Annotated in this window: 27 protein-coding genes; 11 read left to right on the forward strand and 16 right to left on the reverse strand. The window is 61.1% G+C overall.

Going from position 1 to position 26,327, the window contains the following annotated elements:
• Nucleotide 1 precedes the first annotated feature (1 nt).
• A complete protein-coding gene (locus K0P33_RS04930) occupies nt 2-1,726 on the reverse strand; it encodes a tetratricopeptide repeat protein (protein ID WP_094948896.1) in 1,725 nt (574 codons plus the stop codon).
• A 182-nt stretch (nt 1,727-1,908) separates the two neighbouring features.
• Between K0P33_RS04930 and hemA the strand changes: the two genes are divergently transcribed.
• The 6 genes from hemA (at nt 1,909) to K0P33_RS04960 (ending at nt 7,275) form a co-directional block, all read left to right on the forward strand.
• Nucleotides 1,909-3,198 (forward strand): glutamyl-tRNA reductase, encoded by a 1,290-nt coding sequence (gene hemA, locus K0P33_RS04935; protein ID WP_094948897.1) that lies wholly within the window; start codon nt 1,909-1,911, stop codon nt 3,196-3,198.
• A complete protein-coding gene (gene prfA, locus K0P33_RS04940; RefSeq protein ID WP_094948898.1) occupies nt 3,195-4,277 on the forward strand; it encodes a peptide chain release factor 1 in 1,083 nt (360 codons plus the stop codon). Before hemA ends, prfA begins: the two co-directional genes overlap by 4 nt.
• Nucleotides 4,278-5,108: a peptide chain release factor N(5)-glutamine methyltransferase gene (gene prmC / locus K0P33_RS04945; protein WP_094948899.1), complete on the forward strand. Its 831-nt coding sequence runs from the start codon at nt 4,278-4,280 to the stop codon at nt 5,106-5,108. It begins immediately after the preceding gene.
• On the forward strand, nt 5,102-5,857 hold the full coding sequence (locus tag K0P33_RS04950; RefSeq protein WP_242154271.1) for a molybdopterin-synthase adenylyltransferase MoeB: 756 nt from the start codon (nt 5,102-5,104) through the stop codon (nt 5,855-5,857). The genes prmC and K0P33_RS04950 overlap by 7 nt, the downstream gene beginning before the upstream one ends.
• The gene (gene murI / locus K0P33_RS04955; RefSeq protein ID WP_094948901.1) at nt 5,850-6,644 is read left to right on the forward strand and encodes a glutamate racemase; all 795 of its coding nucleotides are present in this window, start codon (nt 5,850-5,852) and stop codon (nt 6,642-6,644) included. Before K0P33_RS04950 ends, murI begins: the two co-directional genes overlap by 8 nt.
• A 112-nt stretch (nt 6,645-6,756) precedes the next feature.
• Nucleotides 6,757-7,275: an acyloxyacyl hydrolase gene (locus tag K0P33_RS04960; protein ID WP_094948902.1), complete on the forward strand. Its 519-nt coding sequence runs from the start codon at nt 6,757-6,759 to the stop codon at nt 7,273-7,275.
• Nucleotides 7,276-7,408: 133 nt separating this feature from the next.
• On the opposite strand, the gene K0P33_RS04965 is transcribed toward K0P33_RS04960, so the two are convergent.
• The 12 genes from K0P33_RS04965 to K0P33_RS05020 all read right to left on the reverse strand — a co-directional run bounded on the left by K0P33_RS04965 (nt 7,409) and on the right by K0P33_RS05020 (nt 17,415).
• The gene (locus tag K0P33_RS04965) at nt 7,409-7,714 is read right to left on the reverse strand and encodes a YkgJ family cysteine cluster protein (RefSeq protein WP_016977069.1); all 306 of its coding nucleotides are present in this window, start codon (nt 7,712-7,714) and stop codon (nt 7,409-7,411) included.
• Nucleotides 7,715-7,768: 54 nt separating this feature from the next.
• Nucleotides 7,769-8,260: a DUF2878 domain-containing protein gene (locus tag K0P33_RS04970; RefSeq protein WP_094948903.1), complete on the reverse strand. Its 492-nt coding sequence runs from the start codon at nt 8,258-8,260 to the stop codon at nt 7,769-7,771.
• On the reverse strand, nt 8,253-9,524 hold the full coding sequence (locus K0P33_RS04975; protein ID WP_094948904.1) for a cyclopropane-fatty-acyl-phospholipid synthase family protein: 1,272 nt from the start codon (nt 9,522-9,524) through the stop codon (nt 8,253-8,255). The genes K0P33_RS04970 and K0P33_RS04975 overlap by 8 nt, the downstream gene beginning before the upstream one ends.
• Nucleotides 9,511-10,320, reverse strand: coding sequence for a DUF1365 domain-containing protein (locus K0P33_RS04980; protein ID WP_094948905.1), 810 nt, complete (start codon nt 10,318-10,320; stop codon nt 9,511-9,513). Before K0P33_RS04980 ends, K0P33_RS04975 begins: the two co-directional genes overlap by 14 nt.
• A complete protein-coding gene (locus K0P33_RS04985; protein ID WP_094948906.1) occupies nt 10,317-11,564 on the reverse strand; it encodes an FAD-dependent oxidoreductase in 1,248 nt (415 codons plus the stop codon). Before K0P33_RS04985 ends, K0P33_RS04980 begins: the two co-directional genes overlap by 4 nt.
• The gene (locus K0P33_RS04990; RefSeq protein ID WP_094948907.1) at nt 11,561-12,343 is read right to left on the reverse strand and encodes an SDR family NAD(P)-dependent oxidoreductase; all 783 of its coding nucleotides are present in this window, start codon (nt 12,341-12,343) and stop codon (nt 11,561-11,563) included. The genes K0P33_RS04985 and K0P33_RS04990 overlap by 4 nt, the downstream gene beginning before the upstream one ends.
• Nucleotides 12,340-12,762, reverse strand: a complete 423-nt coding sequence (locus tag K0P33_RS04995) for a nuclear transport factor 2 family protein (protein ID WP_094948908.1) — start codon at nt 12,760-12,762, stop codon at nt 12,340-12,342. Before K0P33_RS04995 ends, K0P33_RS04990 begins: the two co-directional genes overlap by 4 nt.
• Complete coding sequence (phrB, locus tag K0P33_RS05000; RefSeq protein ID WP_242154273.1) at nt 12,755-14,197, reverse strand: deoxyribodipyrimidine photo-lyase; 1,443 nt, start codon at nt 14,195-14,197, stop codon at nt 12,755-12,757. The genes K0P33_RS04995 and phrB overlap by 8 nt, the downstream gene beginning before the upstream one ends.
• Nucleotides 14,198-15,127, reverse strand: coding sequence for a MerR family transcriptional regulator (locus tag K0P33_RS05005; protein ID WP_242154275.1), 930 nt, complete (start codon nt 15,125-15,127; stop codon nt 14,198-14,200).
• Nucleotides 15,128-15,144: 17 nt separating this feature from the next.
• Entirely contained in the window at nt 15,145-16,104 is a 960-nt protein-coding gene (locus K0P33_RS05010; protein WP_094948911.1) for a DUF523 and DUF1722 domain-containing protein, read from the reverse strand.
• 112 nt (nt 16,105-16,216) lie between these two features.
• On the reverse strand, nt 16,217-16,432 hold the full coding sequence (locus K0P33_RS05015) for a TIGR02450 family Trp-rich protein (RefSeq protein WP_094948912.1): 216 nt from the start codon (nt 16,430-16,432) through the stop codon (nt 16,217-16,219).
• The gene (locus K0P33_RS05020; RefSeq protein WP_242154277.1) at nt 16,429-17,415 is read right to left on the reverse strand and encodes an NAD(P)/FAD-dependent oxidoreductase; all 987 of its coding nucleotides are present in this window, start codon (nt 17,413-17,415) and stop codon (nt 16,429-16,431) included. The genes K0P33_RS05015 and K0P33_RS05020 overlap by 4 nt, the downstream gene beginning before the upstream one ends.
• Nucleotides 17,416-17,627: 212 nt before the next feature.
• Here K0P33_RS05020 and K0P33_RS05025 point away from each other — a divergent pair, with 212 nt between their 5' ends.
• Together K0P33_RS05025 and hemH are read left to right on the forward strand one after the other, a co-directional pair.
• Nucleotides 17,628-18,527 carry a TIGR01777 family oxidoreductase gene (locus K0P33_RS05025; RefSeq protein WP_242154279.1) on the forward strand — a complete coding sequence of 300 codons (900 nt, stop codon included), beginning with the start codon at nt 17,628-17,630 and terminating at the stop codon, nt 18,525-18,527.
• A 14-nt stretch (nt 18,528-18,541) separates the two neighbouring features.
• Nucleotides 18,542-19,567, forward strand: coding sequence for a ferrochelatase (gene hemH / locus K0P33_RS05030; RefSeq protein WP_242154281.1), 1,026 nt, complete (start codon nt 18,542-18,544; stop codon nt 19,565-19,567).
• Between the two features lie 139 nt (nt 19,568-19,706).
• Here the strand turns inward: hemH and K0P33_RS05035 are convergent, their stop codons facing one another.
• From K0P33_RS05035 to algW, 3 genes are all read right to left on the reverse strand, one after another.
• On the reverse strand, nt 19,707-20,423 hold the full coding sequence (locus K0P33_RS05035) for a DUF4198 domain-containing protein (RefSeq protein WP_094948916.1): 717 nt from the start codon (nt 20,421-20,423) through the stop codon (nt 19,707-19,709).
• Nucleotides 20,424-20,435: 12 nt separating this feature from the next.
• Nucleotides 20,436-22,535: a TonB-dependent siderophore receptor gene (locus K0P33_RS05040; RefSeq protein ID WP_242154283.1), complete on the reverse strand. Its 2,100-nt coding sequence runs from the start codon at nt 22,533-22,535 to the stop codon at nt 20,436-20,438.
• A 108-nt stretch (nt 22,536-22,643) separates the two neighbouring features.
• Nucleotides 22,644-23,798 carry a Do family serine endopeptidase AlgW gene (algW, locus tag K0P33_RS05045; protein WP_094948918.1) on the reverse strand — a complete coding sequence of 385 codons (1,155 nt, stop codon included), beginning with the start codon at nt 23,796-23,798 and terminating at the stop codon, nt 22,644-22,646.
• 102 nt (nt 23,799-23,900) lie between these two features.
• On the opposite strand from algW, the gene K0P33_RS05050 reads away from it, so the two are divergent.
• From K0P33_RS05050 to K0P33_RS05060, 3 genes are all read left to right on the forward strand, one after another.
• Nucleotides 23,901-24,659, forward strand: coding sequence for a Nif3-like dinuclear metal center hexameric protein (locus tag K0P33_RS05050; protein ID WP_094948919.1), 759 nt, complete (start codon nt 23,901-23,903; stop codon nt 24,657-24,659).
• A gap of 269 nt (nt 24,660-24,928) precedes the next feature.
• Complete coding sequence (cysD, locus tag K0P33_RS05055; protein ID WP_242154285.1) at nt 24,929-25,846, forward strand: sulfate adenylyltransferase subunit CysD; 918 nt, start codon at nt 24,929-24,931, stop codon at nt 25,844-25,846.
• Nucleotides 25,847-25,950: 104 nt separating this feature from the next.
• Nucleotides 25,951-26,292 carry a four helix bundle protein gene (locus K0P33_RS05060; RefSeq protein ID WP_242154287.1) on the forward strand — a complete coding sequence of 114 codons (342 nt, stop codon included), beginning with the start codon at nt 25,951-25,953 and terminating at the stop codon, nt 26,290-26,292.
• The last annotated feature ends 35 nt before the right edge of the window (nt 26,293-26,327 follow it).

A 26,327-nucleotide genomic window follows, 5' to 3' on the forward strand; every position in this document is an offset into this window, starting at 1 on the left:
CTTAAAGGGTCTCGGATCCGGTCAGGCGCTTGATGGTGCCGCGCAGGATGGGGCTTTCGGGTTGTTCCTTGAGGAATTTTTCCCAGATTTGTCGCGCTTCGCGCTGTTTGCCGTTGGCCCAGAGCACTTCACCCAGGTGGGCGGCCACTTCCTGGTCGGGAAAGCGTTCCAGTGCCTGGCGCAGCAAGCGTTCGGCTTCGTCCAGGTTGCCCAGGCGGTAATTCACCCAGCCCAGGCTGTCGAGCACCGCCGGGTCTTCCGGGTTGAGCTTGTGGGCTTGTTCGATCAGCACCTTGGCTTCGGCGTAACGCGTTGTACGGTCAGACAGGGTGTAGCCCAAGGCGTTCAGCGCCATGGCATTGTCCGGGTCGCGCTTGATGATCAGGCGCAGGTCTTTTTCCATCTGCGCCAGGTCATTGCGTTTTTCCGCCTGCATGGCGCGGGTGTACAGCAGGTTCAAATCATCGGGGTACTGCAGCAAGGCCTGTTGCAGCAGTTTCCAGGCGCGTTCGCCCTGTTTGTTGGCTGACAAGGTCTCAGCCTGGATCAGGTACAGCTGAATCGCGTAGTCCGGTTCGGCAGCGCGCGCAGCCGCCAGGCGTTTTTCCGCCTCGTCGGTGCGGCCATTGCTCATCAGGATGTCAGCTTGGCGCAATTGGGCAGGCAGGTAGTCATTGCCGGGGCCGACCTGGGCGTATTCAAGCAGGGCGGCCTGCGGGTCGTTGTGCTCTTCAGCGATACGACCGAGGTTCAGGTGGGCCGAATCCACATGGCTTTCGCGCTGAATCAGCTCTTCCAGATAACCCTTGGCCTCGTCCCAGGCCTTGGCCTCCAGGCACACCAGTGCCAGGGAATAGCGCAATTCATCGTCTTCCGGGTATTGCTGGACCAGGTTGGCGAACTGCACTTTGGCGTCTTCCATGCGGTCCTGCTCAACCAGCGTGCGCGCATACGTCAGGCGCAGGCGCTTATCGTCCGGATACTTCTTGATGCTTTTTTCCAGCAACGGAATCGCTTCCTTGCCGCGATTAAGGGTCTGCAGCAAGCGTGCGCGCAGCAAAATCGGCGCGATCTCGCCGTCGTCCGGTGGGTTCTGCTCCAACAGCTTCAATGCGGCGTCAGCTTCGTCATCCTGTTGCAGCAGCAACGCTTTGCCGAAAATCAACTGGCTGTTCTTTGGGTGCTTTTGCAGCAGGCGGTCGAAACTCTTCATCAGGCCATTGCGCGTGTCCTGATCGGTGTCGGCGGCCGACAGCGCGAGGAAGTCGAAATGCGTGTCGCCCTTGCCCTGCAGGACTCTCTCCATATAAACCATGGAGTCGTCATAGCGCCCCGCGCGCGCCAGCTGAATGGCTGCGGCCCGCTGCGCTTCCAAGTCGTCCGGCGCGTTTTTCGCCCAGATCAGCGAGGTGTCCAGCGCTGCCTGGTCGGCGCCCAGGTATTCGGCGATGCGAAACGCGCGTTCCGAAATGCCCGGGTCCTGGGTATTGATGGCCTGGGTCACGTAGTTATCCAGAGCAATATCGAAACGATTGCGCTGGCCAGCGAGTTCCGCGGTCAGCAGGCTGTAGATCGTTTCTTCATTGAACGAGGAATAAACCTTGGGCTTTTCAGGGGCGGGGGTGCTGTCTTCGACCGGCGGCGTACCGTCCGGCGACACGGGTGCCAAGGCCTGGCAGCCGCTGAGGAAGACAAAAGCAAGGAGCAACGCGGAAGATCTATTCATATAGGAAGAGGACGACTAACCTGCGGTCGGATCATCATGACACAAGCCTTCGGCCAAACATAACCGAGTCTCAGTTGGCGCCTTTATAGGCATAAGCTACTAGGACAATAGACGACGGTGGTTGTTCTGGGTCTTTCGAAGTAGGACAATTGTCGGCTTCCCGACATCATCAGCGATATTGAATGGCCTTCCTTGCACTCGGTATTAACCACAAGACTGCATCCGTAGACGTGCGCGAGCGCGTGGCGTTTACGCCAGAGCAGTTGGTTGAGGCCTTGCAGCAGCTCTGCCGGCTCACCGACAGCCGCGAAGCTGCGATCCTTTCGACCTGCAATCGCAGTGAGCTTTATATAGAGCAGGAACATCTTTGCGCGGATGTGGTACTGCGCTGGCTGGCCGATTACCACCATTTGGACCTCGATGACCTGCGCGCCAGTGCGTATGTGCACGAAGAGGATGCGGCAGTTCGTCACATGATGCGCGTCGCCGCAGGGCTCGACTCGCTGGTGTTGGGCGAGCCGCAGATCCTCGGCCAGATGAAATCTGCCTACGCCGTCGCGCGTGAGGCCGGAACCGTAGGGCCGCTGCTGGGCCGGCTGTTCCAGGCCACGTTCAATTCCGCCAAGCAGGTGCGTACCGACACGGCCATCGGTGAAAACCCGGTGTCCGTCGCGTTTGCCGCCGTCAGCCTGGCCAAACAGATTTTCAGCGACTTGCAGCGCAGCCAGGCGCTGCTGATCGGCGCCGGTGAAACCATCACCTTGGTCGCCCGTCATCTGCATGAGTTGGGCGTGAAACGTATTGTGGTCGCCAACCGTACCCTGGAGCGCGCGAGCATCCTGGCCGAGCAGTTCGGCGCTCACGCCGTGTTGCTGTCGGATATTCCGGCCGAACTGGTGCGCAGTGATATCGTCATCAGCTCCACCGCCAGCCAGTTGCCGATCCTCGGCAAGGGCGCGGTCGAGAGCGCGCTGAAGCTGCGTAAGCACAAACCGATTTTCATGGTAGATATCGCCGTTCCTCGGGATATCGAGCCGGAAGTCGGCGATTTGGACGACGTTTACCTCTATAGCGTCGATGATTTGCACGAAGTGGTCGCCGAAAACCTTAAGAGTCGCCAGGGCGCAGCCCAGGCCGCTGAGGAAATGGTCAGCGTCGGCGCCGAAGACTTTATGGTGCGCCTGCGTGAATTGGCGGCGGTCGACGTGCTCAAGGCGTATCGTCAGCAGGGCGAACGCCTGCGTGACGAAGAGTTGATCAAGGCCCAGCGTTTGCTGGCCAACGGCAGCAGCGCCGAAGAAGTGCTGATGCAACTGGCCCGTGGCTTGACCAACAAGTTGCTCCACGCCCCCAGCGTTCAGTTGAAAAAGCTTACCGCCGAAGGCCGCCTCGATGCGCTGGCCATGGCCCAGGAACTCTTTGCCCTCGGTGAGGGCGCGTCAGATAGCTCTTCGGATAAAAAACCGCAATGAAAGCGTCACTGCTCAATAAACTGGACGTGCTCCAGGACCGTTTCGAAGAACTGACCGCCTTGCTCGGCGATGGCGAGGTCATCTCCGATCAGACCAAATTCCGTGCCTATTCCAAGGAATACGCCGAAGTTGAGCCGATTGTGGCCACCTACAAGCACCTGACCAAGGTGCAGGCCGACCTCGAAGGCGCCCAGGCGCTGCTCAAGGACAGCGACCCGGACATGCGCGAAATGGCCGTGGAAGAAGTCCGCGAAGCCAAGGAAAAACTGGCTGAGCTGGAAGGCGACCTGCAACGCATGTTGCTGCCCAAAGACCCTAACGATGGGCGCAACGTGTTCCTCGAAATCCGCGCCGGCACCGGTGGCGACGAGGCGGCGATCTTCTCCGGCGACCTATTCCGCATGTATTCGCGTTTTGCCGAGCGTCGCGGCTGGCGTGTCGAGATTTTGTCCGAGAACATCGGTGAACACGGCGGCTATAAAGAAGTCATCGCCCGGGTTGAAGGCGACAACGTCTACGGCAAGCTCAAGTTCGAATCCGGCGTGCATCGCGTGCAGCGGGTGCCGGCGACTGAATCCCAGGGCCGTATCCACACCTCGGCATGCACCGTGGCCGTATTGCCCGAGCCGGACGAGCAGGAAGCCATCGAGATCAACCCGGCGGACTTGCGTGTCGACACCTACCGCTCATCGGGCGCCGGTGGTCAGCACGTCAACAAGACTGACTCGGCGATCCGTATTACGCACTTGCCGTCGGGCATCGTGGTGGAGTGCCAGGAAGAACGTTCCCAGCACAAGAACCGTGCGCGGGCCATGTCCTGGCTGTCGGCCAAACTCAACGACCAGCAGACCAGCGCCGCCGCCAACGCGATTGCCAGCGAGCGCAAATTGCTGGTGGGGTCGGGCGACCGCTCCGAGCGCATCCGCACCTACAATTTTGCCCAGGGCCGGGTCACCGACCATCGGGTCAACCTCACGCTTTATTCCCTCGACGAGATTCTCGCCGGTGGCGTCGACGCGGTAATCGAGCCGTTGCTCGCCGAATATCAGGCCGACCAATTGGCGGCGATAGGTGAATAAATGACCATCATTGCCAGCCTGCTGCGCGCCGCCGACCTGCCTGACTCGCCTACTGCGCGCCTGGATGTGGAACTGTTGCTGGCCGCTGCCTTGGGCAAATCGCGCAGCTACCTGCACACCTGGCCGGAAAAAATCGTCAGCAGCGAAGCTGCGCTGACCTTTGCCGACTACCTGCAACGCCGCCGTGGCGGTGAGCCAGTGGCGTATATCCTCGGTCAGCAAGGCTTCTGGAAACTGGACCTGGAGGTCGCGCCTCACACGCTGATCCCGCGTCCGGAAACCGAGCTGCTGGTGGAAGCCGCTTTGGAATTGTTGCCTGCCACGCCGGCCAAGGTCCTCGACCTGGGCACCGGCAGCGGCGCTATCGCCCTGGCCCTGGCCAGCGAACGCCCGGCCTGGCAGGTCACGGCGGTCGACCGCGTGCTGGAAGCCGTGGCCCTGGCCGAACGTAATCGCCAGCGCCTGCACCTGAAAAACGCCACGGTGTTGAACAGCCACTGGTTCAGCGCCCTGCAAGGCCAAACGTTCGACCTGATCATCAGCAACCCGCCTTACATCGCCGATAACGATCCCCATCTGGTGGCCGGTGACGTGCGTTTTGAACCGGCCAGTGCGCTGGTGGCGGGGCATGATGGCCTGGACGACTTGCGGCTGATCATTGCCGACTCGCCAGCCCACTTGAATTCGGCTGGCTGGCTGTTGCTCGAGCACGGCTACGATCAGGCTGCGGCCGTGCGTGACCTGTTGCTTGGCGCAGGCTTTGAAGACGTACACAGCCGCATCGACCTCGGTGGCCACGAGCGCATCACACTGGGACGTCGCCCGTGCTGAGCGATCATGAACTGTTGCGCTATAGCCGACAGATTCTGTTGCAACATGTCGACATCGACGGCCAATTGCGCCTGAAAAACGGCCGCGCGTTGATCGTCGGCCTCGGTGGGCTGGGCGCGCCAGTCGCGCTGTATCTGGCCGCCGCCGGCGTCGGCGAGTTGCACCTGGCCGATTTCGATACCGTCGACCTCACCAACCTGCAACGCCAGATCATCCACGACACCGACAGCGTCGGGCAGACCAAGGTCGACTCGGCCATGCGCCGTCTGACCGCGATCAACCCCGAAGTCACCTTACTCGCCCATCGCACGGCCCTGGATGCGGACTCACTCGCGGTGGCAGTGGCAGCGGTCGACGTGGTGCTCGACTGCAGCGACAACTTCGCCACCCGTGAAGCCGTCAATGCCGCCTGTGTCGCCGCCGCCAAGCCATTGATCAGCGGCGCGGCGATCCGCCTTGAGGGCCAGTTGTCGGTGTTCGACCCGCGCCGCGTCGACAGCCCGTGCTACCACTGTTTATACGGGCACGGCAGCGACACCGAACTGACCTGCAGCGAAGCCGGCGTCGTTGGCCCATTGGTGGGCCTGGTCGGCAGCCTGCAAGCGCTGGAAGCCCTGAAACTGCTGGCCGGTTTCGGTGAGCCATTGGTCGGCCGCTTGTTGCTGATCGATGCGTTGACCACGCGTTTTCGTGAATTGCGGGTCAAGCGTGATCCTGGCTGCAGTGTCTGCGGGACGCAGCATGGTTAAGAGCGCGCCCATCGGTGTGTTCGACTCCGGTATCGGCGGCTTGACCGTGCTGGACGAAATTCAGCAGTTATTGCCCCATGAGTCGCTGCTGTACGTGGCCGATGGCGGGCATATCCCTTACGGCGAGAAAACCCCGGCGTTCATTCTTGACCGCTCCCGGCGCGTCGCCGAGTTTTTCCGCGAGCAAGGCGCCAAGGCCTTTGTGATTGCCTGCAATACGGCGACCGTCGCGGCTGTTGCCGACTTGCGCCAGGACTATCCCGACTGGCCGCTCGTAGGCATGGAACCCGCCGTCAAACCCGCCGCCGCCGCCACCCGCAGCGGCGTGGTCGGTGTACTCGCCACCACCGGCACCCTGCAAAGCGCCAAGTTCGCCGCCTTGCTCGACCGCTTTGCCACCGATGTGCGCGTGATCACCCAGCCCTGCCCGGGCCTGGTGGAGTTGATTGAAAGCGGCGATCTCAATAGCCCCGAACTGCGCCAGATGTTGCACGGCTATGTCGAACCGCTGCTCAGCGCCGGTTGCGACACGATTATTCTCGGCTGCACCCACTATCCCTTCCTCAAGCCGCTCCTGGCGCACATGCTCCCCCCGAGCATCATCCTGATCGACACCGGCGCCGCCGTGGCGCGTCAGCTCAAACGTCTATTGGGCGAGCGCGACCTGTTGGCCACCGGCAATCCTGAACCTGCCCAGTTCTGGACCAGCGGTCACGTCGACCACCTGAGAAGTATCCTACCGACACTATGGAAACATCCTGGAGTTGTGCGAAGCTTCGACGTGTGAAAATTTTGTGAAATAACGCAATAAGACGCTGAACTTCTGACTCTACGTCGGCTTCTATAGCGAGTTAGTCTGTGCAAAAACATACAACCTCGTTCTCAAAGGACTGTTTCTTATGAAGCGCTTGTTCTGTTTGGCTGCGTTTGCGGCCGTGGTGGTAGGACACTCTGTTTCGGCCCAGGCCGCCGGCCTGGAACTGGGTGTGGGGAGCACCGGCGATTCGACCATGACCTATCGGTTGGGGCTGACGTCGGATTGGGATAAAAGCTGGTGGCAGAGCGACGTAGGTCGACTGACCGGCTACTGGAGCGGGGCCTACACCTATTGGGATGGCGACAAGCGCGCCAGTGTCAGCAGCCTGTCGTTCTCGCCGGTGTTTGTGTATGAGTTTGCCGGTGAGTCGGTAAAGCCTTACATCGAAGCGGGGATCGGCGTAGCGGTGTTCTCACGCACGCGGGTTGAAGACAACAATATCGGCCAGGCCTTCCAGTTCGAAGACCGCCTGGGCTTTGGTTTGCGCTTTACCGGTGGGCATGAAGTGGGCATTCGTGCCACGCACTATTCCAACGCGGGCATCAGCAGCAATAACGACGGGGTAGAGAGTTACTCGTTGCACTACACCTACCCGTTGTAAGCCATCAGGCACCTGCTGACTAATGTGGGAGCTGGCTTGCCTGCGATAGCATCACTTCGGTGTAACCGACAGACCGAGGTATCTGCATCGCAGGCAAGCCAGCTCCCACAGTTGATTAGCGCCACCTTCAGGTTCAGCGATACGCCGTCGCAATCCCTTCACGCTCGGTCAAGCACTCCGGCGCGCCCATCTCGAACTCCCGGCAGATCAGCGGTCGTCGCTCGTAAATCGTGCACATCATCGTGTCCCGATCCAGCGCCGCGCACCAACCGTCGTCCAGGCGCAGCATCACTTCGCCGCCCCAGTCGTCCGTATCGATATAGCGTTCCGGCACGCCGGTGTCGGTGATCAGCATGACTTCCAGTTGGCAGCAGCAGGCCGCGCACGTTGAACAGGTCACGGCGGGTTCGGTGATTTGAGTGTGGGGGATGTTGGTCATAGGCGCGCAGTGTAAGGCAAGCACGTCGGGTAGGTGTGAACACTCTGACAGACGTCAGTGCCCCAGTTGCCGGGCGATCCAATGCAGCATGGGGAACAGCAGCGCCCACAGCAGCGCCAAGCCGATCATCGTCGGCACTGTGCCATAACCGAAACTCACGCCGGCCAATTGGCTGCCGGCGTAATAAGACACTGGCCCGCCGACTGCACCTAATACGCTGGCGCGCCACCAGGGCTGTGCGCTCCAGGCCAGGCAATGGCGCAGCGTGGTGGCGAGCAACGCCCACAGCAGCATCAGCCAGAACGGAATCAGCGGCCCCGGAACGCTGAAATGAAACACGCCGAAGGTGCGCAACGAAGTGTCGACCACTGTACCCAGCAAGGTCACGGCGAGGATCACTTGCCCTTCGGCAGACCATGAACTTATCCACAGCAGGTGGATGGCCAGTACGGCGGCGGCCACCAGCAGCCAGCGGCTGTCGCCACCGAGCACGCAGGCAAACCAGCCGCACTGGAACAGTACGGCATTGGCCAGCGGTTTAAGCATTGAAACGCCCGAGCAACGGCGGGTTGATTGCCGCCGGCTTGGCCAGTAGTAGCTGCGCGGTACCAATCGTACGTTCCATGAAGCCACCTTCGCAGTAGCACAAGTAGAATTCCCACAAGCGCAGGAAGTACTCATCGTAGCCCAACTCTGCAAGACGGCCATGGGCGCGGCGGAAGTTCTCGTGCCACAGGCGCAGGGTTTTCGCGTAATGCAGGCCGAAGTCCTCCATGTGCAGCAGGTTCATGTCGGTGTCGCGGCTGACGATGTGCAGCATGTTCTGCATACAGGGCAGAGCGCCACCGGGGAAGATGTAGCGCTGGATAAAGTCGACGCTGTTCTTCGCCTGCTCAAAACGCTGGTCACGAATCGTGATGGCTTGCAGCAGCATCAGGCCGTCGCTCTTGAGCAAGTGCGCGCACTGCTTGAAGTAGGTCGGCAGAAAGCGATGGCCCACCGCTTCGATCATCTCGATGGACACCAGCTTGTCGTATTGGCCGCTCAGGTCGCGGTAATCTTGCAGCAACAACGTCACTTGGTCCTTGAGCCCCAGCGCCTCGATGCGTTTTTCGGTATAGGCAAACTGCTCTTTGGACAAGGTCGTGGTGGTGACCTTGCAGCCGTAATGCTGCGCCGCATACAGCGCCATGCTGCCCCAGCCGGTGCCGATTTCCAGCAGGTGGTCGGTAGGCTTGAGCGCGAGTTTCTGGCAGATGCGCTCCAGTTTGTTCAACTGTGCCTGTTCCAGGGTGTCGTCGGGCGTCAGGAACTGCGCCGCCGAATACATCATGGTCGGGTCGAGGAATTCTTCGAACAGGTCGTTGCCCAGGTCGTAGTGGGCGGCGATGTTTTTCTGCGAGCCTTTGCGCGTATTGCGGTTGAGCCAATGCAGGCCTTGGGTGAACGGGCGTGCCAGGCGCGCCAGGCCACCTTCCATGGCATCGAGCACCTCCAGGTTGCTGACCATCACCCGCACTACCGCGGTCAGGTCCGGGCTGGTCCAATAACCGTGGATAAACGCCTCGCCGGCGCCGATCGAACCGTTGGCCGCCACCAGGCCCCACACCGCCGAATCGAGGATCTGGATCTCCCCCAGCAGGTGCGCTTCGCGTGCGCCGAACACTTGGCGTTCGCCATCCTCGATCACCACCAGCTGGCCGTGGCGCAGTTGGCTGAGTTGGCGCAGCACGGCCTTGCGCAGCAATGCGCTGGTCATGCCATTGACATTCAGGCGGCTGGTTTTGACCGATAAGCTAGGGGATTTCATGGCGGCGATCCTTGGTATACCCGACTGCGGTGCGAGAGGCGCCATCGGCGGCCTGATGGGAAAAAATCGGAGTGCGTTTGAGCAACAAGCGCATGGCCTGCCAGTAGATCGCCAGGCAAGTCTTGGCGGTCATCCACGGGAAGCGCCACAAGTAGCGATGCAGGCTGGCGCGGCTGAGCGCTTCTCTGTGCAGGCTCAAGGTGGCGTCAAAGACTTTCACCTCGCCCTGCCAGTCGGCCATGTGCACGCCGAGCTTGGCGGCGGGCGGGCTGAAGCTCATGCGGTATTCCAGGTCGCGCGGCAAAAACGGCGACACATGGAAGGCCTTGGCCACGGCGAAGTGCTGATGCTCATCGGCGCCAAGGGCCTGGGCCGGCAGCACGTAGTGATAGCGCTCACGCCACGGGGTGTTGGTCACTTCACACAGGATCGCGGCCAGTTGCCCATCGGCCTCGAAGCAGTAGAAGAAACTCACCGGGTTAAAAGCCAGGCCCCAACTGCGGGCCTGGGTCAGTAGGCAGATAACGCCCTGGGGCTCACGCCCCAGCGCCTTGCCAACTTCCTGGCGCACGGCATCGCTCAAGCTCATGCCGTGGCGCGTGAATTCACGCAGGTAATCCTGCTGGCGAAAGCCGAAGGGTGCCAGGCGGCCTGCGCCGGCCAGGGGCGAGAGCCCGAGCACTTCGTCTTGTTCGCTCAAATCCAGGTACAGCAGGCCGATGCGGTAGCGAAAGGCGTGGGCCTTGGGCGCAAACCGGCGATGGGCGATCCAGCCGCTGTACAGGGCGCTGTTCACAAGGTTTCTCCAAAGGCCTGGGCCACGCGCAATGCGCTGACCACGCCATCCTCATGGAAACCGTTGGCCCAGTAGGCGCCGCAATAAAAGGTGTTGCGTGCGCCGGCCAATTCTTCCCAGCGCGCTTGGGCAGCTACCGCCGCGAGGCTGTATTGCGGATGTGCGTAGGTGTAGCGCGCGAGGACCTTCATCGGGTTGATCATCGACGTCTGGTTAAGGCTCACGCAAAAGGTCGTGGCGCTGTCGATGCCTTGCAGGATGTTCATGTCGTAAGTGACGGCGGCCTGGGTCTGCGCGGTGCCGGTCAGCCGGTAGTTCCAGCTGGCCCAGGCGAGTTTGCGGTCGGGCAGCAGGCGCGTGTCGGTGTGCAGCACCACGTCGTTGTCGGCGTAAGGCAGGGCGCCGAGGATCTCCTGTTCGGCCTGGCTTGGGTCGGCCAGTAAGGCCAGGGCCTGATCGCTGTGACAGGCAAACACCACCCGATCAAATGTCTCGCTGCCGGCGGCGCTGTGGATAACTACGCCGTCGTCGGTGCGCTCGACGTTATGCACAGGGCAATTGAGGCGCACCTGTTCGCGAAAGCTGCGCGTCAGCGGCTCGATGTAGCTGCTCGACCCGCCTTCGATCACGCACCACTGCGGCCGGTTGTTCACAGAGAGCAAACCGTGGTTCTTGAAGAACCTTACAAAAAATTGCAATGGAAAACCGAGCATGTCCGCCAGGGACATCGACCAGATCGCCGCGCCCATCGGCACGATGTAATGCCGGATAAACCGCGGGCCGTAACCCCCGGCTTCGAGGTAATCGCCCAAGGTCATGTCGGCGCTGATGCGCTGTTCTTGCAGGTCCAGCGGCGCCTGGCGGTTGAAGCGCAGAATGTCGCGCAACATGCCCCAGAACCCCGGCGACAGTATATTGCTGCGCTGGGCAAACAGGCTGTTGAGGTTATTGCCGTTGTACTCGAAGCCTTCGTTCTGGTCGCACACCGAAAAGCTCATCTCGGTGGGTTTGAACTTCACGCCAATTTGCCCCAGCAGGCGAATGAAGTTGGGGTAGGTCCAGTCGTTGAACACGATAAAACCGGTGTCCACCGCATAGCTTTTACTCTCGACCGTCACGTTGACCGTGTGGGTATGCCCGCCGATGCGCACGCCGGCTTCGAACACGGTGATGTCGTGGCGGCGGCTGAGCAGGTAGGCGCTGGTCAGCCCGGCGATGCCGCTGCCGATAATGGCGATTTTCACAGGTTGTCCTTCTGCGGCGGCGGGCTGCGCAACATGCGCTTGCCGATGAACAGTTGCGCGCGGTTGGGCAGCTTCGACAACGGCCACAAGGTGGCGATAAACATAGCGGGGAAGGCAATTTCCAGCGGGCGCTTGTCCAGCTTGGCGAAGATATGCCGCGCGGCCTTGTCGGCCGACCAGCTCAAGGGCATCGGGAAGTCATTGCGTTCGGTCAGCGGCGTGTCGACAAAGCCCGGGCTGATCACCGTGACGTCGATGTTCTCGGGCGACAGGCTGATGCGCAGGGATTCAAACAGGTAGCGCAGCCCGGCCTTGGAGGCGCCATAAGCTTCAGCGCGTGGCATCGGCAGGTAGGTTACGGCGCTGGCCACACCGACCAAGTGTGGGGTGAGCCCTTTGCGCAACAACGGCAGCGCCGCTTCGATGCAATAGCTGCTCGCCAGCAGGTTGGTGCGTACCACGTGCTCGACGATAGAGGCGTCAAACTGCCGAGCGTCCACGTATTCACAGGTGCCGGCATTCAGGATCACCGTGTCGAGTGAGCCCCAGACCACACCGATATGCTCGCCGATCTCACGCACGGTCTGGCTGTTGGTCAGGTCGCCGGCTACCACCAATACTTGCCCCGGGTAACGGTGGGCGAGTGCTTCCAGTGGGCCTTTGGTTCGCGAGCTGAGTGCCACATGGGCGCCGCTGTTGAGCAACTCCACGGCCAGCGAAGCACCGATGCCACTGCTGGCGCCGGTCAGCCAATAACGGCGGGGTGGTGTAAGGCTCATCCCATTCTCCTTTTCAGCCAACTGACTACGCGGCCGAGTACTGGCAGGTGTTCGTAGAGCAGAGCGCCGGCATCGAAATAATCGCGATGGCGGTAGACCTTGTCGCGCCACAGCAGGTGCGAGCAGCCTTCCACGCGGATCAGCTTGCCGCTGTTGAGCCGTGGGTGGCAGAAACTCATTTTCCAGCGCAAATAGCCTTCACCTTCGGCCACTTGGTCGAAACCGTGGAAGTCGAAGCGTAGCTGGCTGACATTGCCGTACATCTCGGCGAAGTAGCGGCGCAGCGCGGGCAACCCGTGCACTTCATGCAGCGGGTCGGTGAAGGTGATGTCCTTGCTGTACAGGCTGTCGAGCCGGTGCAGGTTGTGCTTGTCCAGGGTCGCAAAGGCCTGGGCGAACCTGGGCAGGAAGTCACTCATGCTCGGCAACCTCCTGACGTGAAGGCAGGCTGCGGAAGGCTGCCAACGCGCGTTCGCGGGATTTTTTCAGGTCGACAATCGCACGCGGATAGTCCGCCACGCCAAACAGGCCGCCGACTGCCTCGGGGTTGTGCACTTCCTTTTTATTCAGCGCGGCCAGCTCTGGCAGCCAGTGCTTGATGAACACGCCTTCGCTGTCGAATTTCTCCGATTGGCTCAATGGGCTGAAAATCCGGAAGTACGGGGCCGAATCGGTGCCGGTGGAAGAACTCCACTGCCAGCCGCCGTTGTTGGCCGCCAGGTCGCCGTCGATCAAGTGGCGCATAAAGAAACGCTCGCCTTCGCGCCAGTCGATCAGCAGGTTCTTGGTCAAAAACATTGCCACCACCATGCGCAGGCGGTTGTGCATCCAACCGGTTTCGAGCAACTGGCGCATGGCGGCGTCGATGATCGGCAGGCCGGTGCGCGCTTCCTGCCAGGCGGCGAGGTCTTTGGGCGCATCGCGCCACGCCACCGCTTCGGTCTCGGGGCGAAAGGCGCGGTGGCGGGACACCCGTGGGTAGCCTACGAGGATGTGTTTGTAGAATTCGCGCCACAGCAGCTCGTTGATCCAGGTGATCGCGCCGATGTCGCCGCTTTCGAACTCGCCCTGGTTGGCTTGCAAGGCGGCATGCAGGCACTGGCGCGGCGAAACTACACCGGCGGCGAGGTAAGCCGAAAGCTGGCTGGTGCCGGGTTTGGCCGGGAAGTCGCGCTCGTCTTTGTAGTAGCTGATTTGTTGATCGGCGAAGGCATCGAGGCGGCGGCGCGCTTCGTCTTCACCGGCCGGCCAGAGGGCGCGCAAGCTTTCGCTGGGTGGCGCGAACCCTTCGACCTGCTCAGGGACCGGGTCGCTTTTCAGCTCGGTGGGCGCCTGGGCGTTCGGGGTTGCCACCTGACGTGGGAGGGCGCTGTGCAGGCGGTTGTAGCAAACCTTGCGGAACTGGCTGAACACCTGGAAATAAGTGCCGGTCTTGGTCAGCACACTGCCGGGTTGGAAGAACAGTTGGTCCAGGTAACGGTGGAACTTCACGCCATCGGCTTCCAGCGCCTGGGCCACGGCGGTGTCGCGACGGCTTTCGTGGATGCCGTACTCCTCGTTGACGTGCACCGATTCAACCGACAGTTCCCGGCACAGCGTACTCAATACGCCGGGTACCTGGTCCCAGGTCGCGGTGGTGCGGATCAGCAAGGGAATGTTCAGCTCGCCGAGCGCCTGGCTCAGGTGCCGCAGGTTGCGCAGCCAGAAGTCGACTTTGCACGGCGCGTCATCGTGGGCCCGCCATTGTTCGGGGGTGATCAGGTACACGGCTGCAACGGGGCCTCGCTGGCTTGCGGCGGCGAGGGCGGTGTTGTCGTGTAGGCGCAGGTCGGTGCGCAGCCAGATCAAGTGCATTTAAACAATTCCACGCTGGATCAGTATCTGGTGGGCCGACAACGGGTCTTCGGCCACGAACAATTCAGGGGTGTCACGGGTTAATACGGCCAACTCTGCCTGGTGGATGCATACCGTTGGTCCGGCAATCAAGGTTGGGCAGCGGACACCGCCCAAAAGTTTACTGAGTGCCGGCACATGGATAGCCTTGCTCGAATACAGCAGCACGGCGCGCGGTTGCAGGTGTTCCACCGCCAGGGCCAGTTCGCCCGCCGGCAATGGCCAGTCGAAGACTTCCACCGGGCAGTCGGCGCTGCTGGCCAGCCAGGCGCTGAGCCACAGGTGCGGCTCCAGCGGCAGGTCGGAGTGGTTGACCAACAGCAACGGGGCGCCTTGCAGTTGGCGGTTGTTGTGGTAGATGCGCGCGCCAAACTTGCTGCGCAGCCAGGACAGGAAAAACACCCGCTCCATCTGCGCGCCGAACTGGCCTTGCCAGCGTTGCTCCAGCGCCTTGAGCAGCGGCAGCATCAATTGCCCGCATAAGGTACGCGGCGGGTACAACGCCATGGCTTGGTTGAAGGCGTCGTCGACCCTGCGTTCGGCCAACTCGCTGATCGCATTCACCAGGTTCTGGCGCAGGGCGTGCCATTCGTTTTCGACGGTGTCGGGGCTGGCTTGGGCTGAGTCGATCAGGCTTTTCACCTGGCTGACCGGTACACCGCGGTTGAGCCAGGTGAGGATGGTGTGGATGCGTTGTACATGTTCGGCACTGAACAGCCGATGACCCTTGGGCGTGCGCTGCGGCACGATCAGGCCATAGCGGCGTTCCCAGGCGCGCAGCGTTACGGCGTTGACGCCGGTCTGGCGCGCCACTTCGCGTATTGGCAGCCAGCCGTCTTGGAGGGCTTGGGCGATGTCTACGCCGGGTTCGTCTTGGGGGGCTGCTTTCATGATGGTCTTTTCATGGGTCAGATCGCATTACGCAGGCTGAGGTTTTCCGGGTGCGGCTGCAGGTAGGCCTGCTGCGCAATGTAGCGATCAGGGTGTTGGCGAAAGTGGTGTTTGAGCAGGGTCAGCGGCACCACCAACGGCACGATGCCGCTGCGGTATTGGCTGATGACGGTTTGCATTTCCTGCTTGTCGTCAGCGCTGATGGCCTGCTTGAGGTAGCCGCTGATGTGTTGCAGCACATTGGTATGGGTGCCACGGGTGGCGCACTTTTTCAGGCCGGTCATCAGCTCGCTGAAATAGTTGGCGGCTAGCGCGTCCAGATCAGTGGCCTTGCCCATGCTGCCGAGCAGGTGGCCGAGGCTTTTGTAATGCACCGGGCTGTGGGCCATCAGCAAGTATTTGTAGCGTGAGTGAAAGGCCAACAGGCGGTGGCGGGTCAGGCCCTCAGCCAGCAGTTGCTGCCAGCTGGCGTAGACGAAGACCCGGGTCAGGAAGTTTTCCCGTAACACTGGGTCATTCAGTCGGCCGTCTTCTTCCACCGGCAGGTTGGGGTGGCGCGCGCAAAACGCCTGGGCGTAAATGCCACGCCCGCCGCCGTCGACGGGCGTGCCGTTGTCGCGGTAAACCTTGACCCGCTCCAGGCCGCACGACGGCGATTTCTGCATGAAGATGTAACCACACAGGTCAGTGTGTTCCTGGGCCATCTGCTGGCCGTAATCGTCCAGCGGCTGGGTGACATTCAGCTCACGGCGCACCGTGCCGACGGCCTGCGGCCGGGCCGGGTCGCCTACCAGGCGAATCGGTTCGCGGGGGATGCCCAGGCCGATCGCGACTTCGGGGCACAGCGGCACAAAGTCGAAGTAGTCGGCGAGGGTTTGGCTGCACAGCAGGGATTGTTTGTGTCCGCCGTTAAAGCGCACGTTCTCGCCCAGCAAGCAGGCGCTGATGGCAATCTTTGGTTTGACGGTGCTGGACATGGCCGAACCTCTGCATAATTCCTGTACACGCTATAAAACTTGTACAACGAAATCTCATCATAGATTCGAAGCTGTACAAGTCAAATAGTTTGTATAAGTATTTTCGGCTGAGCTATTTCCAGCCGATTCGCCAGTCCTCAGCGTTCTGCAGGGTTTGCCAGGTCAGGCGTTCCGCACGGCGGGTCATGACAGCTTGCAGCTCGATTTCGAGCACGGTGCCTTCTTCATCCCGAAACAGTTCGGTGACCAGAAAGTGTTTTTCCTTATTGCGCGGGCGCGCTGCTGTCCACTTCGACAGCAGCAATTTAGCGGGATTGATGCGGTTCATTGCAGGTGCTCGATCAAGCGGCGCGCAGCTTCCTGACCGCTGAGCCAAGCGCCTTCGACGCGCCCGGACAGGCACCAGTCGCCGCATACATACAAGCCCAGGTCGGCGTCGGCCAGCACCCCGAATTCATGGGCGCTGGAAGGTCGGGCGTAGAGCCAGCGATGCGCCAGGCTGAACGACGGCGCGGGCATGGCGCTGTGCAGCAATTCGGCGAAGGCACCGTGCAGGTGTTCGATCACGGCTTCCTTGGGCAGGTCCAGGTTCGCCTTGCTCCAGGTGCTGGTGGCATGCAGTACCCAAGTGTCGAGGGTGGTGTCGCGCCCAGGTTTGCTGCGGTTGCGCGCCAGCCAATCGAGGGGGCTGTCTTGCACGAAGCAGCCTTCCATCGGTGTATCCAAGGGTTTGTCGAAGGTCAGGGCGATGGCCCAGGTCGGGTCCATTTTTACCCCGGCGGCGGCACTCGCCAGCTTGGGCGCGGCGGCCAGCAGGGCGGTGGCCTGGGGCGCCGGCGTGGCGATGACCACATGGCTGAAGGGGCCGTGATTGCCGCCGTCGGCGTCGAGCAGGTTCCAGTGCTGTTTGCCTTGGAACACTTCGGTGATGCGGCAACCGAACTCCACCGGCAAGTCGTCGAGCAATGCGCGGGTGATCGCGCTCATGCGCGGCGTGCCGACCCAACGTATTTGCTCATCGGGGGAGGGCGTGAGTTGCCCGGACTTGAAGTTGTACAGCTGCGGCTTCCACTGCTCGGCCCAGCCGTGGCTTTGCCAGCGCTGCACTTCGTTGACGAAGCGCCGGTCGCGGGCGGTGAAGTACTGCGCGCCCATGTCCAGTGCGCCAGCGTCGCTGCGCTTGCTGGACATGCGGCCACCGCTGCCGCGGCTTTTATCGAAGAGTTGTACGACGTGCCCCGCGTCTTGCAACGCTCGGGCGGCGGAGAGACCGGCGATGCCGGTGCCGATGATCGCGATGGGAACAGTCATGGGAGGCCTCGTTTTACCGTTGGGTACAGACTACGCCGACACCAATAGCTGTACAATATTGTTTTTTGGTATAAGTTTTGGCGTACCTGTTCTTACGGCGTGGCCTATGGTTAAAGCGTGGGCTTAAACGAAAAGCCGCGCCGTACTACAAATGATCCCTGCTTATAAAATAGACCAGTGATCGGCGGCGAACGTTACATGAGGAGTGTTCCATGCACATTTTGCTGACCGGCGGTACAGGCTTGATCGGTCGTCAGCTCTGCCAACGTTGGCTTGCCCAAGGGCATCGCCTGACCGTGTGGAGCCGCGAACCGGACACCGTCGCCAAATGGTGCGGCCCTGAGGTGTTGGGTGTCGGCCGCTTGCAAGACGTAATCGGCAACGTGGATGCGGTGGTCAACCTGGCCGGTGCACCCATCGCCGATCGCCCGTGGACCAAAAAGCGCAAGGCGTTACTGTGGAGCAGCCGCATCAGCCTCACCGAAACCCTGCTGGCGTGGATGGACGGGCTGGCGCAAAAACCGGCGGTACTGATTTCAGGTTCGGCGGTGGGCTGGTACGGCGACGGTGGCGAACGTGAATTGACCGAGGCCAGCGGCCCGGTGCAGGACGACTTCCCCAGCCAGTTGTGTATCGCCTGGGAAGAAACCGCCCTGCGCGCCGAAGCCATGGGCATCCGCGTGGTGCTGGTGCGCACCGGCCTGGTGTTGGCGGCGCAGGGCGGCTTTTTGTCGCGGCTGCTGCTGCCGTTCAAACTGGCGCTGGGCGGGCCTATCGGCAATGGTCGGCAGTGGATGCCGTGGGTGCATATCAAAGATCAAATCGCCCTGATTGATTTTCTTCTGCACAAGGAGGATGCCAGCGGTCCTTATAATGCCTGCGCGCCACACCCGGTGCGTAACCGCGAGTTTGCCAAGACCTTGGGCCGGGTGCTGCACCGCCCTGCGTTCATGCCGATGCCGGCATTGGCCTTGAAGGCCTTGCTGGGCGAATTGTCCGGGTTGTTGCTGGGCGGGCAGAGGGCCGTTCCCGAACGGCTGCTGGCTGCCGGTTTCACTTTTCAGTTCACTGAGTTGCATGCGGCCCTGGAAGACTTGTCCAGCCGCCTCTAGCCATAGGATGTTGCATGACGGATCACGCGTTGTTACTGGTCAACCTGGGTTCACCGGCGTCCACTTCGGTGGCCGATGTGCGCAGCTACCTCAATCAGTTCCTGATGGACCCTTACGTGATCGACCTGCCGTGGCCGGTGCGGCGTTTGCTGGTGTCGCTGATCCTGATCAAGCGCCCCGAGCAGTCGGCGCATGCCTACGCGTCGATCTGGTGGGACGAGGGCTCGCCGCTTGTAGTCCTGAGCCGCCGCCTGCAACAGCAAATGACTGCGCAGTGGACTCAGGGCCCGGTGGAGCTGGCGATGCGTTATGGCGAGCCATCGCTTGAAACGACGTTGACGCGCCTCGCGGCCCAGGGCATTGAGAAAGTCACCCTGGCACCGTTGTACCCGCAGTTTGCCGACAGCACCGTGACCACGGTGATTGAAGAAGCCAGGCGCGTGGTGCGTGAGAAAAAGCTCAAGGTGCAGTTCTCGATCCTGCAACCTTTCTACGATCAGCGGGAATACCTCGATGCGCTGGTCGCGAGCGCCCGGCCGTACGTAGAACAGGATTACGATCATTTACTGCTGAGTTTTCACGGCTTGCCTGAGCGCCATCTGAAAAAGCTCGACCCTACCGGCGGGCATTGTTTCAAGGATGCCGACTGCTGCCAGAACGCCTCGCCTGAGGTGCTTGCCACCTGTTATCGCGCCCAATGCTTCAGCGTTGCACGGGACTTTGCCGCGCGCATGGGCTTGCCGGAGGGCAAGTGGTCGGTGGCGTTCCAATCGCGCCTGGGCCGGGCGAAGTGGATCGAACCCTACACCGAAGCCCGCCTTGAGGCGTTGGCCCAGCAAGGCGTGAAAAAGCTGCTGGTGATGTGCCCGGCGTTTGTCGCGGACTGCATTGAGACGCTGGAAGAGATTGGTGACCGCGGGTTGGAGCAGTTCCGCGAAGCGGGTGGCGAGGAGTTGGTGTTGGTGCCGTGCTTGAATGATGACCCGCAGTGGGCGGCGGCGCTGAACACCTTGTGCGAAAGGGCGCCGTTGGCACTCTAGCCCAGCCGAGTGAGGACTAAATGTGGGAGCGGGCTTGCTCGCGAATGCAGTGTGTCAGCCACCTAATGTATTGGCTGACCCACCGCCTTCGCGAGCAAGCCCGCTCCCACACTGACTGTGCCCACTCTAGATTTTGGTGTTATTCGTGATGCGGTTCACCGAGGAACGTCAGCGAAGTGAACAACCCGCGCGTTGCCACATCAGCATCTTTTAGCGGCAGCTCCACCTGCGCCGTAATCACATTCAACCCTTCATTACGCACCAGCACCTCGGCCCGGCCATCCTTGTCGGTCTCGGTGCTCAAGGTGTTCGGCGCATTGCGATAATCGCCCACCAACTTTATCCCCGCCGCCGGCTTGCCATCCAGCAGCACCCGCACCGGCAGTGACCTGCCCGGTCCTACGGTCAGCGGATCAACTTCCGGCAGGATCAGCAGCTTGATCTGATCCAGCTTCGGCAACTTCGCCCCCGGCTGGTAAATCGCCAGGCTGTATTTGAAGGTCTGGGTCGACTCAATCGCGCCAGGCACTTGGCTACGGCCCTGGTTGATCCACTTCTTGTCTGGCGTCTGCGACCACATCCCGTTATCCAACGCCACGGCTAAAACGGCGGGCGATTTGAGCGGCTTGAGGCGTGCGTGGTCGGCGAGGCGCTCCACGGTGACCGGGATCATCTTGCCGCTGGCGTCATACGCCCAGGCACCGCTGATTTTCTGTGCCTTGAAGGCATTGTCTTCGGCGCCGTGGCCGTAGATCACTTCGATATTACCGCGCCGTTGTTCGGTCCACAGGCCGTGGGCCGAGACTTGGCTGGCAAACAGCAGGCCGATCACGGCCAAGGATTTGAAGGCTTGCATGGGGGCGTCCTTTTACAGGTTGAGGGTCAGGCTGACGGTGAAGTTGCGCGGCTCGCCGGGCGTGACCCAGTAGTTGCTGTAGGAGCGCTCGTAGTACTTTTCGTCGAATAGGTTGTTGAGGTTCAGGCCCACGGTGACGTTGTCGCTGGCCTTGTAATGCGCCAGCAGGTCGACGGTGTGGTAGGCGGGCAGTTCGAACTGGCTGCCGGCTTCGCCGGAGCGATCACCGACGTAGGTGAACGCCGCGCCGAGGTCCGAGCCGCGTAGCGCGCCATCCTGGAATTCATACACGCCCAGCAGGCTGCCACTGCGCTTGGCCACGCCGAGAATCCGGCTGCCGGTGGGGATGGCTTTGTCGCCCTTGGTCACTTCGGCGTCGATGTAGGCGAAGGCGCCGATGACCCTTACCGCGTCAGTCACTTGCCCGCTCAGTTGCAGGTCAAAGCCCTGGCTGCGCGCCTTGCCTATGGCGCGGCTGTTGTTGATGGTGGCCGGGTCCAAGGCCAGGACATTTTCCTTTTCGATATGGAAGGCGGCGAGGGTGGTGCTCAGGCGGTCGTCGAACAGCTCGCTCTTGATCCCCACTTCATACCCTACGCCTTCTTCCGGCGTGAAGGATTTGCCGCCGGCGTCCAAGCCGTTGTTGGGTTTGAACGAGGTTGACGCGTTGGCGAACACACCGACTTGCGGCGTGAGTTGGTAGAGCAAACCGGCGCGTTGGGTGAGGGCGTCGTGGGTTTGCCGGCTCTTGGCGTGGTTGCGGGTGAAGTCGACGGTGCTTTGCTCGACGTGTTCGAAGCGCGCACCGAGCATGCCGCGCAGGCGGTCGGTGAAGACGATCTGGTCTTGCAGGTTCAGCGCCTGGCTTTTCGTCTGTTCGAAGGCGTCGGTGCCGGTGCGTGCGCCATTGGGTTTGGTCTGGCCGTAGATCGGTTTATAGATGTCGATGGGGTAGAGGCTGCCGGCAATCGCCGACACGCGCTCCTTCTTGCGGTAGTCCTCGTATTCGCTGCCGATCAACAGTTCGTGCTGCCAGCTGCCAATGTCGAACAGGCCGCGCAGTTCCAGCTGGGTGATGCTGTCGTGCCAACCGGTGGAGCGTTCGCGGTAGCGGCGGTTGACGGTATGGCCGTCGGCATTCAGCGCACGACTTTCCGAGGCGTCACCCCACAGGCTGCCTTGTTTGTAGTGGCTGGCCAGGCGCAGTTTCCAGGCGTCATTAAGGTGATGCTCCAACGCGGCCTGGATGCGGTTGTTGTGGTTGCGGATATTGCCGTCGTTGGGCTCGCCGAGGAAGGTGGAGCGGGACATGCCATGGTTGGCGACGATGCCTCGGTCGAAGGTGGAGCTGTGGCGCACGAACTCGCTTTCTACGAGAAGGCTGGTGTCCGGGTCCAACTGCCAGCTGAACGACGGCGCGACGAATACACGCTTGGCGTCGACGTGATCACGGAAGCTGTGGTTGTCTTCCACCGCCAGGTTCACGCGCGACAGTAGGCGGCCTTCGCTGTCCAGCGGGGTGTTCACATCCAGCGCGGTGCGATAGCGGTCCCAACTGCCGGCACTGGTTTGCACGGTGGTGAAGGCTTGCGGCTGGGGTTTTTTGGTGACGATATTCACCGTGCCGCCGGGGTCGCCGCGCCCGTAAAGGCTGGCAGCGGGGCCTTTGAGCACTTCAATGCGCTCGATGTTGGCCGCGTCCGGCGTGCTCGGGTAGCCACGGTTGGCGCTGAAACCGTCCTGGTAGAACTCCGATGTGGTGAAGCCGCGCACGCTGTATTCGTAAAGCGTCAGGCCGCCGAAGTTGTTCTGCTTGGACACGCCGCCGGCAAACTCCAGGGCGCGTTCCACGCTGGTGCTGCCCAGGTCTTTGAGCACCGTGGCAGGAATCACGCTGATTGATTGTGGGATGTCGCGCAGTGCGGTGTCCGTCTTGGTGGCGCTGGCGGAACGGGTGGCGCGATAACCTGTGACCGGGTCGGTGGCGGATTCATAGGCGTCGCTGGTGACGTTGATAGTGTCCAGTTCTACAGTGTTGTCGTCGGCGTAGGCGGGGTCGAGCAGCAAACCCAAGGCCAGGCCAGCCACGGGGGCGAATCTTCGAGACGGCATGATAGAGCGTTCCAATAGCGATATTGAAACAATATAACATGACCGATGAGAATGGATTTCTTTTGAAATATTAGGTAACAGGAGCCCGCGAACGGGCTCCCGCAGCTGTCATTCCTCTTCTTTCACCGGGGCAGGTGGTGGGCGCAGACCGATCTCTGCCGACAGCTTGATCTCTTTGCCGTTGCGCATTACCAGGATCGACACCTTGTCGGTCGGCTTGATCCGCGCGACTTGGTTCATCGACTTGCGGCCATCACCGGCGGGTTCGCCGTCGATGTTCAGGATCACATCGCCCAATTGCAGGCCGGCTTTCTGCGCCGGGCCGTCGCGGAAGATACCGGCGACGACGATGCCTGGGCGCCCGGTCAAGCCGGACGACGCGGCCAGGTCCTTGGTCAGCGGCTGTACTTCGATGCCCAGCCAGCCGCGAATCACCTGGCCGTGCTCGATGATCGATTTCATCACTTCCATCGCCAGCTTCACCGGGATCGCAAAGCCGATGCCCTGAGAGCCGCCGGACTTGGAGAAAATCGCCGTGTTGATGCCGGTCAGGTTGCCATTGGCATCCACCAATGCGCCGCCGGAGTTGCCCGGGTTGATCGCCGCGTCAGTTTGGATAAAGTCTTCGTAGCTGTTGAGCCCCAACTGGTTACGCCCGGTGGCGCTGATGATGCCCATGGTCACGGTCTGGCCGACGCCGAACGGATTGCCGATGGCCAGCGCGACGTCACCGACGCGCAGCCCTTCGGAGCGGCCAATGGTGATCGAGGGCAGGTTCTTGAGGTCGATCTTCAGCACCGCAAGGTCAGTTTCCGGGTCGCTGCCGACCACGCGGGCCAGGGTTTCGCGGCCGTCACGCAGGGCCACCACAATCTGGTCGGCGCCGGTGGTCACATGGTTGTTGGTGAGGATGTAGCCTTCCGGGCTCATGATCACCCCGGAACCGAGGCTGGATTCCATCCGGCGCTGCTTGGGCCCGTTGTCGCCGAAATAGCGCCGAAACTGCGGGTCTTCAAATAACGGATGCGCCGGTTTGTTGATGACCTTGGTGGTGTACAGGTTAACCACGGCGGGCGCGGCGATGACCACGGCGTCGGCATAGGTCACCGGGCCTTGCACCACCGAGTTGGTCTGCGGGGCCTGTTGCAGGTTCACATCAAGGCTGGGTAAGCCCACCCATTGGGGGTAACGCTGAATAATCATCATCGCGATCAGCACGCCAGCCAACAATGGCCATCCAAAAAAACGCAGTGCCTTGAGCATCAAGTAAGTCCTGACAGGTTGCAGGGGGCGGGAGAGCGCCCATAATGTCGCGCATTATACGAGGCTGCGAGCGCCTCGGAACGGGATATTTAGGAGTCTTTTATGGCCGTCCCCCTTACCACCCTCGTCGAGGAAGCGGACCGCTACCTTGGCAGTGCAAAAATTGCCGATTATTGCCCCAATGGCCTGCAGGTCGAGGGCCGCCCGCAGGTGATGCGCATCGTCAGCGGCGTGACCGCAAGCCAAGCCCTGCTGGATGCCGCCGTCGAAGCCCAAGCTGATTTGGTGCTGGTGCACCACGGTTATTTCTGGAAGGGCGAAAACCCGTGCATCACCGGCATGAAGCAGCGCCGCCTGAAAACCCTGCTCAAGCATGACATCAGTTTATTGGCCTACCACCTCCCGCTGGATCTGCATCCGGACGTGGGCAACAACGTGCAACTTGCCCGTCAGCTGGACATCACTGTCGAGGGCCCGCTGGACCCGAGCAATCCGAAAATCGTCGGGCTGGTCGGTTCTCTCGCCGAGCCATTGTCGCCCCGCGACTTCGCCCGTCGTGTGCAGGATGTGATGGGCCGTGAGCCGCTGTTGATCGAAGGCAGCGAGATGATCCGCCGCGTCGGCTGGTGCACCGGTGGTGGCCAGGGCTATATCGACCAGGCGATTGCCGCCGGTGTCGACCTGTACCTGAGCGGTGAAGCCTCCGAGCAAACCTTCCACTGTGCGCGGGAAAACGACATCAGCTTTATTGCTGCCGGGCATCACGCCACTGAGCGCTACGGCGTCCAAGCGCTGGGCGATTACCTGGCTCGGCGGTTTGCCCTGGAGCATTTGTTCATCGATTGCCCGAACCCGATCTAACCTCGGCGAGGGACAACATGTGGGAGCCGGCTTGCCTGCGATGGCATAAACTGTGTGTCACTGATACACCGAGGTGCCTGCATCGCAGGCAAGCCCGCTCCCACACAAACCCGCTCCCACATTCGACCGAGTTGGGCCAAACCTCGCGGCATATTCATATACCGTTTCGATCTAGCTGGCGCCCTGAATAGAAGTAGGCGCTGTGCTAGCATGCCCCGCTCGAACACGGCCCGCTGGCCGTCCATAAGATCGTTTTTCCGTGAGTAGCCATGGTCGACAAACTGACGCATCTGAAACAGCTGGAGGCGGAAAGCATCCACATCATCCGCGAGGTCGCCGCCGAGTTCGACAACCCGGTGATGCTCTACTCGATCGGTAAAGACTCCGCCGTGATGCTGCACCTGGCGCGCAAGGCTTTCTTCCCGGGCAAGCTGCCGTTCCCGGTGATGCACGTCGACACCCGCTGGAAATTCCAGGAGATGTACAAGTTTCGCGACAAAATGGTCGAAGAGCTTGGCCTGGACCTGATCACCCACGTCAACCCCGATGGTGTGGCGCAGAGCATCAACCCGTTCACCCACGGCAGCGCCAAGCACACCGACATCATGAAAACCGAAGGCCTCAAGCAGGCCTTGGACAAGCATGGTTTCGACGCAGCGTTCGGCGGTGCCCGTCGTGATGAAGAGAAATCCCGCGCCAAAGAGCGCGTGTACTCATTCCGCGACAGCAAGCACCGCTGGGACCCGAAGAACCAGCGCCCGGAGCTGTGGAACGTTTATAACGGCAACGTCAACAAGGGTGAGTCGATCCGCGTGTTCCCGCTGTCCAACTGGACCGAGCTGGACATCTGGCAGTACATCTACCTGGAAGGCATCCCGATTGTGCCGCTGTACTTCGCCGCCGAGCGCGACGTGATCGAGAAGAACGGCACGTTGATCATGATCGACGACGACCGCATCCTCGAGCACTTGTCCGACGAAGACAAAGCCCGAATCGTCAAAAAGAAAGTACGTTTCCGTACCCTTGGCTGCTACCCGTTGACGGGCGCGGTGGAGTCCGAAGCCGAAACGCTGACGGACATCATTCAGGAAATGCTCCTGACGCGAACTTCCGAGCGCCAGGGCCGGGTCATCGACCACGATGGCGCAGGCTCGATGGAAGATAAAAAACGTCAGGGGTACTTTTAAGCTTCGAGTTACAAGCGGCAAGCTGCAAGTTAGAGGCGGTATGCGTAATTTTGCAGTTTGGTGCTTGCAGCCGGTTGTTGCGAGCCGCTATTGAGTGACTCGTAATGGGTTTCGAGAAACTGATTGTCTGGCAGAGAAGCAAGTGTTTGGCGGTGAAAATCTATAAAGAGTTTGCGGGCTGCGGGGGTTTCGGTTTCAAGGATCAAACCACCCGGTCCGCACTTTCGGTACCTTCCAATATTGCGGAAGGTATGGAACGTCGCAGCAACAAAGAGAAAGCTCACTTTCTTTGGATTGTAAAAGCTTCCTGTGGGGAGCTACGCACTCAGATTTTCATTGGCCGTGACATCACTTACATCGCCCGCCCGCTGGCTGAAAACTGGATTACAGAAACTCGCGAGCGCTCAAAAATGCTCTGCGGCCTGATCAACAAAATTTCTGACTAGCTGTACGCCGACAAGCTTGCCGCTTGAAGCTTACA

It is taken from the genome of Pseudomonas sp. ArH3a, assembly GCF_022648765.1.
Lineage (GTDB): Bacteria > Pseudomonadota > Gammaproteobacteria > Pseudomonadales > Pseudomonadaceae > Aquipseudomonas.

Bases quoted from the DNA above. Each gene is read 5' to 3' on its own strand.
- hemH (WP_242154281.1), top strand. From the start codon at position 18,542: ATGACGGATCACGCGTTGTTACTGGTCAACCTGGGTTCACCGGCGTCC.
- K0P33_RS05005 (WP_242154275.1), bottom strand. From the start codon at position 15,127: ATGAAAGCAGCCCCCCAAGACGAACCCGGCGTAGACATCGCCCAAGCC.
- K0P33_RS04975 (WP_094948904.1), bottom strand. From the start codon at position 9,524: ATGAAATCCCCTAGCTTATCGGTCAAAACCAGCCGCCTGAATGTCAAT.
- K0P33_RS05010 (WP_094948911.1), bottom strand. From the start codon at position 16,104: ATGTCCAGCACCGTCAAACCAAAGATTGCCATCAGCGCCTGCTTGCTG.
- K0P33_RS04970 (WP_094948903.1), bottom strand. From the start codon at position 8,260: ATGCTTAAACCGCTGGCCAATGCCGTACTGTTCCAGTGCGGCTGGTTT.
- K0P33_RS05025 (WP_242154279.1), top strand. From the start codon at position 17,628: ATGCACATTTTGCTGACCGGCGGTACAGGCTTGATCGGTCGTCAGCTC.
- K0P33_RS04965 (WP_016977069.1), bottom strand. From the start codon at position 7,714: ATGACCAACATCCCCCACACTCAAATCACCGAACCCGCCGTGACCTGT.
- murI (WP_094948901.1), top strand. From the start codon at position 5,850: ATGGTTAAGAGCGCGCCCATCGGTGTGTTCGACTCCGGTATCGGCGGC.
- K0P33_RS05060 (WP_242154287.1), top strand. From the start codon at position 25,951: ATGGGTTTCGAGAAACTGATTGTCTGGCAGAGAAGCAAGTGTTTGGCG.
- prmC (WP_094948899.1), top strand. From the start codon at position 4,278: ATGACCATCATTGCCAGCCTGCTGCGCGCCGCCGACCTGCCTGACTCG.
- K0P33_RS05050 (WP_094948919.1), top strand. From the start codon at position 23,901: ATGGCCGTCCCCCTTACCACCCTCGTCGAGGAAGCGGACCGCTACCTT.
- hemA (WP_094948897.1), top strand. From the start codon at position 1,909: ATGGCCTTCCTTGCACTCGGTATTAACCACAAGACTGCATCCGTAGAC.
- prfA (WP_094948898.1), top strand. From the start codon at position 3,195: ATGAAAGCGTCACTGCTCAATAAACTGGACGTGCTCCAGGACCGTTTC.
- phrB (WP_242154273.1), bottom strand. From the start codon at position 14,197: ATGCACTTGATCTGGCTGCGCACCGACCTGCGCCTACACGACAACACC.
- cysD (WP_242154285.1), top strand. From the start codon at position 24,929: ATGGTCGACAAACTGACGCATCTGAAACAGCTGGAGGCGGAAAGCATC.
- K0P33_RS04930 (WP_094948896.1), bottom strand. From the start codon at position 1,726: ATGAATAGATCTTCCGCGTTGCTCCTTGCTTTTGTCTTCCTCAGCGGC.
- K0P33_RS04990 (WP_094948907.1), bottom strand. From the start codon at position 12,343: ATGAGCCTTACACCACCCCGCCGTTATTGGCTGACCGGCGCCAGCAGT.
- K0P33_RS05015 (WP_094948912.1), bottom strand. From the start codon at position 16,432: ATGAACCGCATCAATCCCGCTAAATTGCTGCTGTCGAAGTGGACAGCA.
- K0P33_RS05035 (WP_094948916.1), bottom strand. From the start codon at position 20,423: ATGCAAGCCTTCAAATCCTTGGCCGTGATCGGCCTGCTGTTTGCCAGC.
- K0P33_RS05040 (WP_242154283.1), bottom strand. From the start codon at position 22,535: ATGCCGTCTCGAAGATTCGCCCCCGTGGCTGGCCTGGCCTTGGGTTTG.
- K0P33_RS05020 (WP_242154277.1), bottom strand. From the start codon at position 17,415: ATGACTGTTCCCATCGCGATCATCGGCACCGGCATCGCCGGTCTCTCC.
- K0P33_RS04995 (WP_094948908.1), bottom strand. From the start codon at position 12,762: ATGAGTGACTTCCTGCCCAGGTTCGCCCAGGCCTTTGCGACCCTGGAC.
- K0P33_RS04960 (WP_094948902.1), top strand. From the start codon at position 6,757: ATGAAGCGCTTGTTCTGTTTGGCTGCGTTTGCGGCCGTGGTGGTAGGA.
- algW (WP_094948918.1), bottom strand. From the start codon at position 23,798: ATGCTCAAGGCACTGCGTTTTTTTGGATGGCCATTGTTGGCTGGCGTG.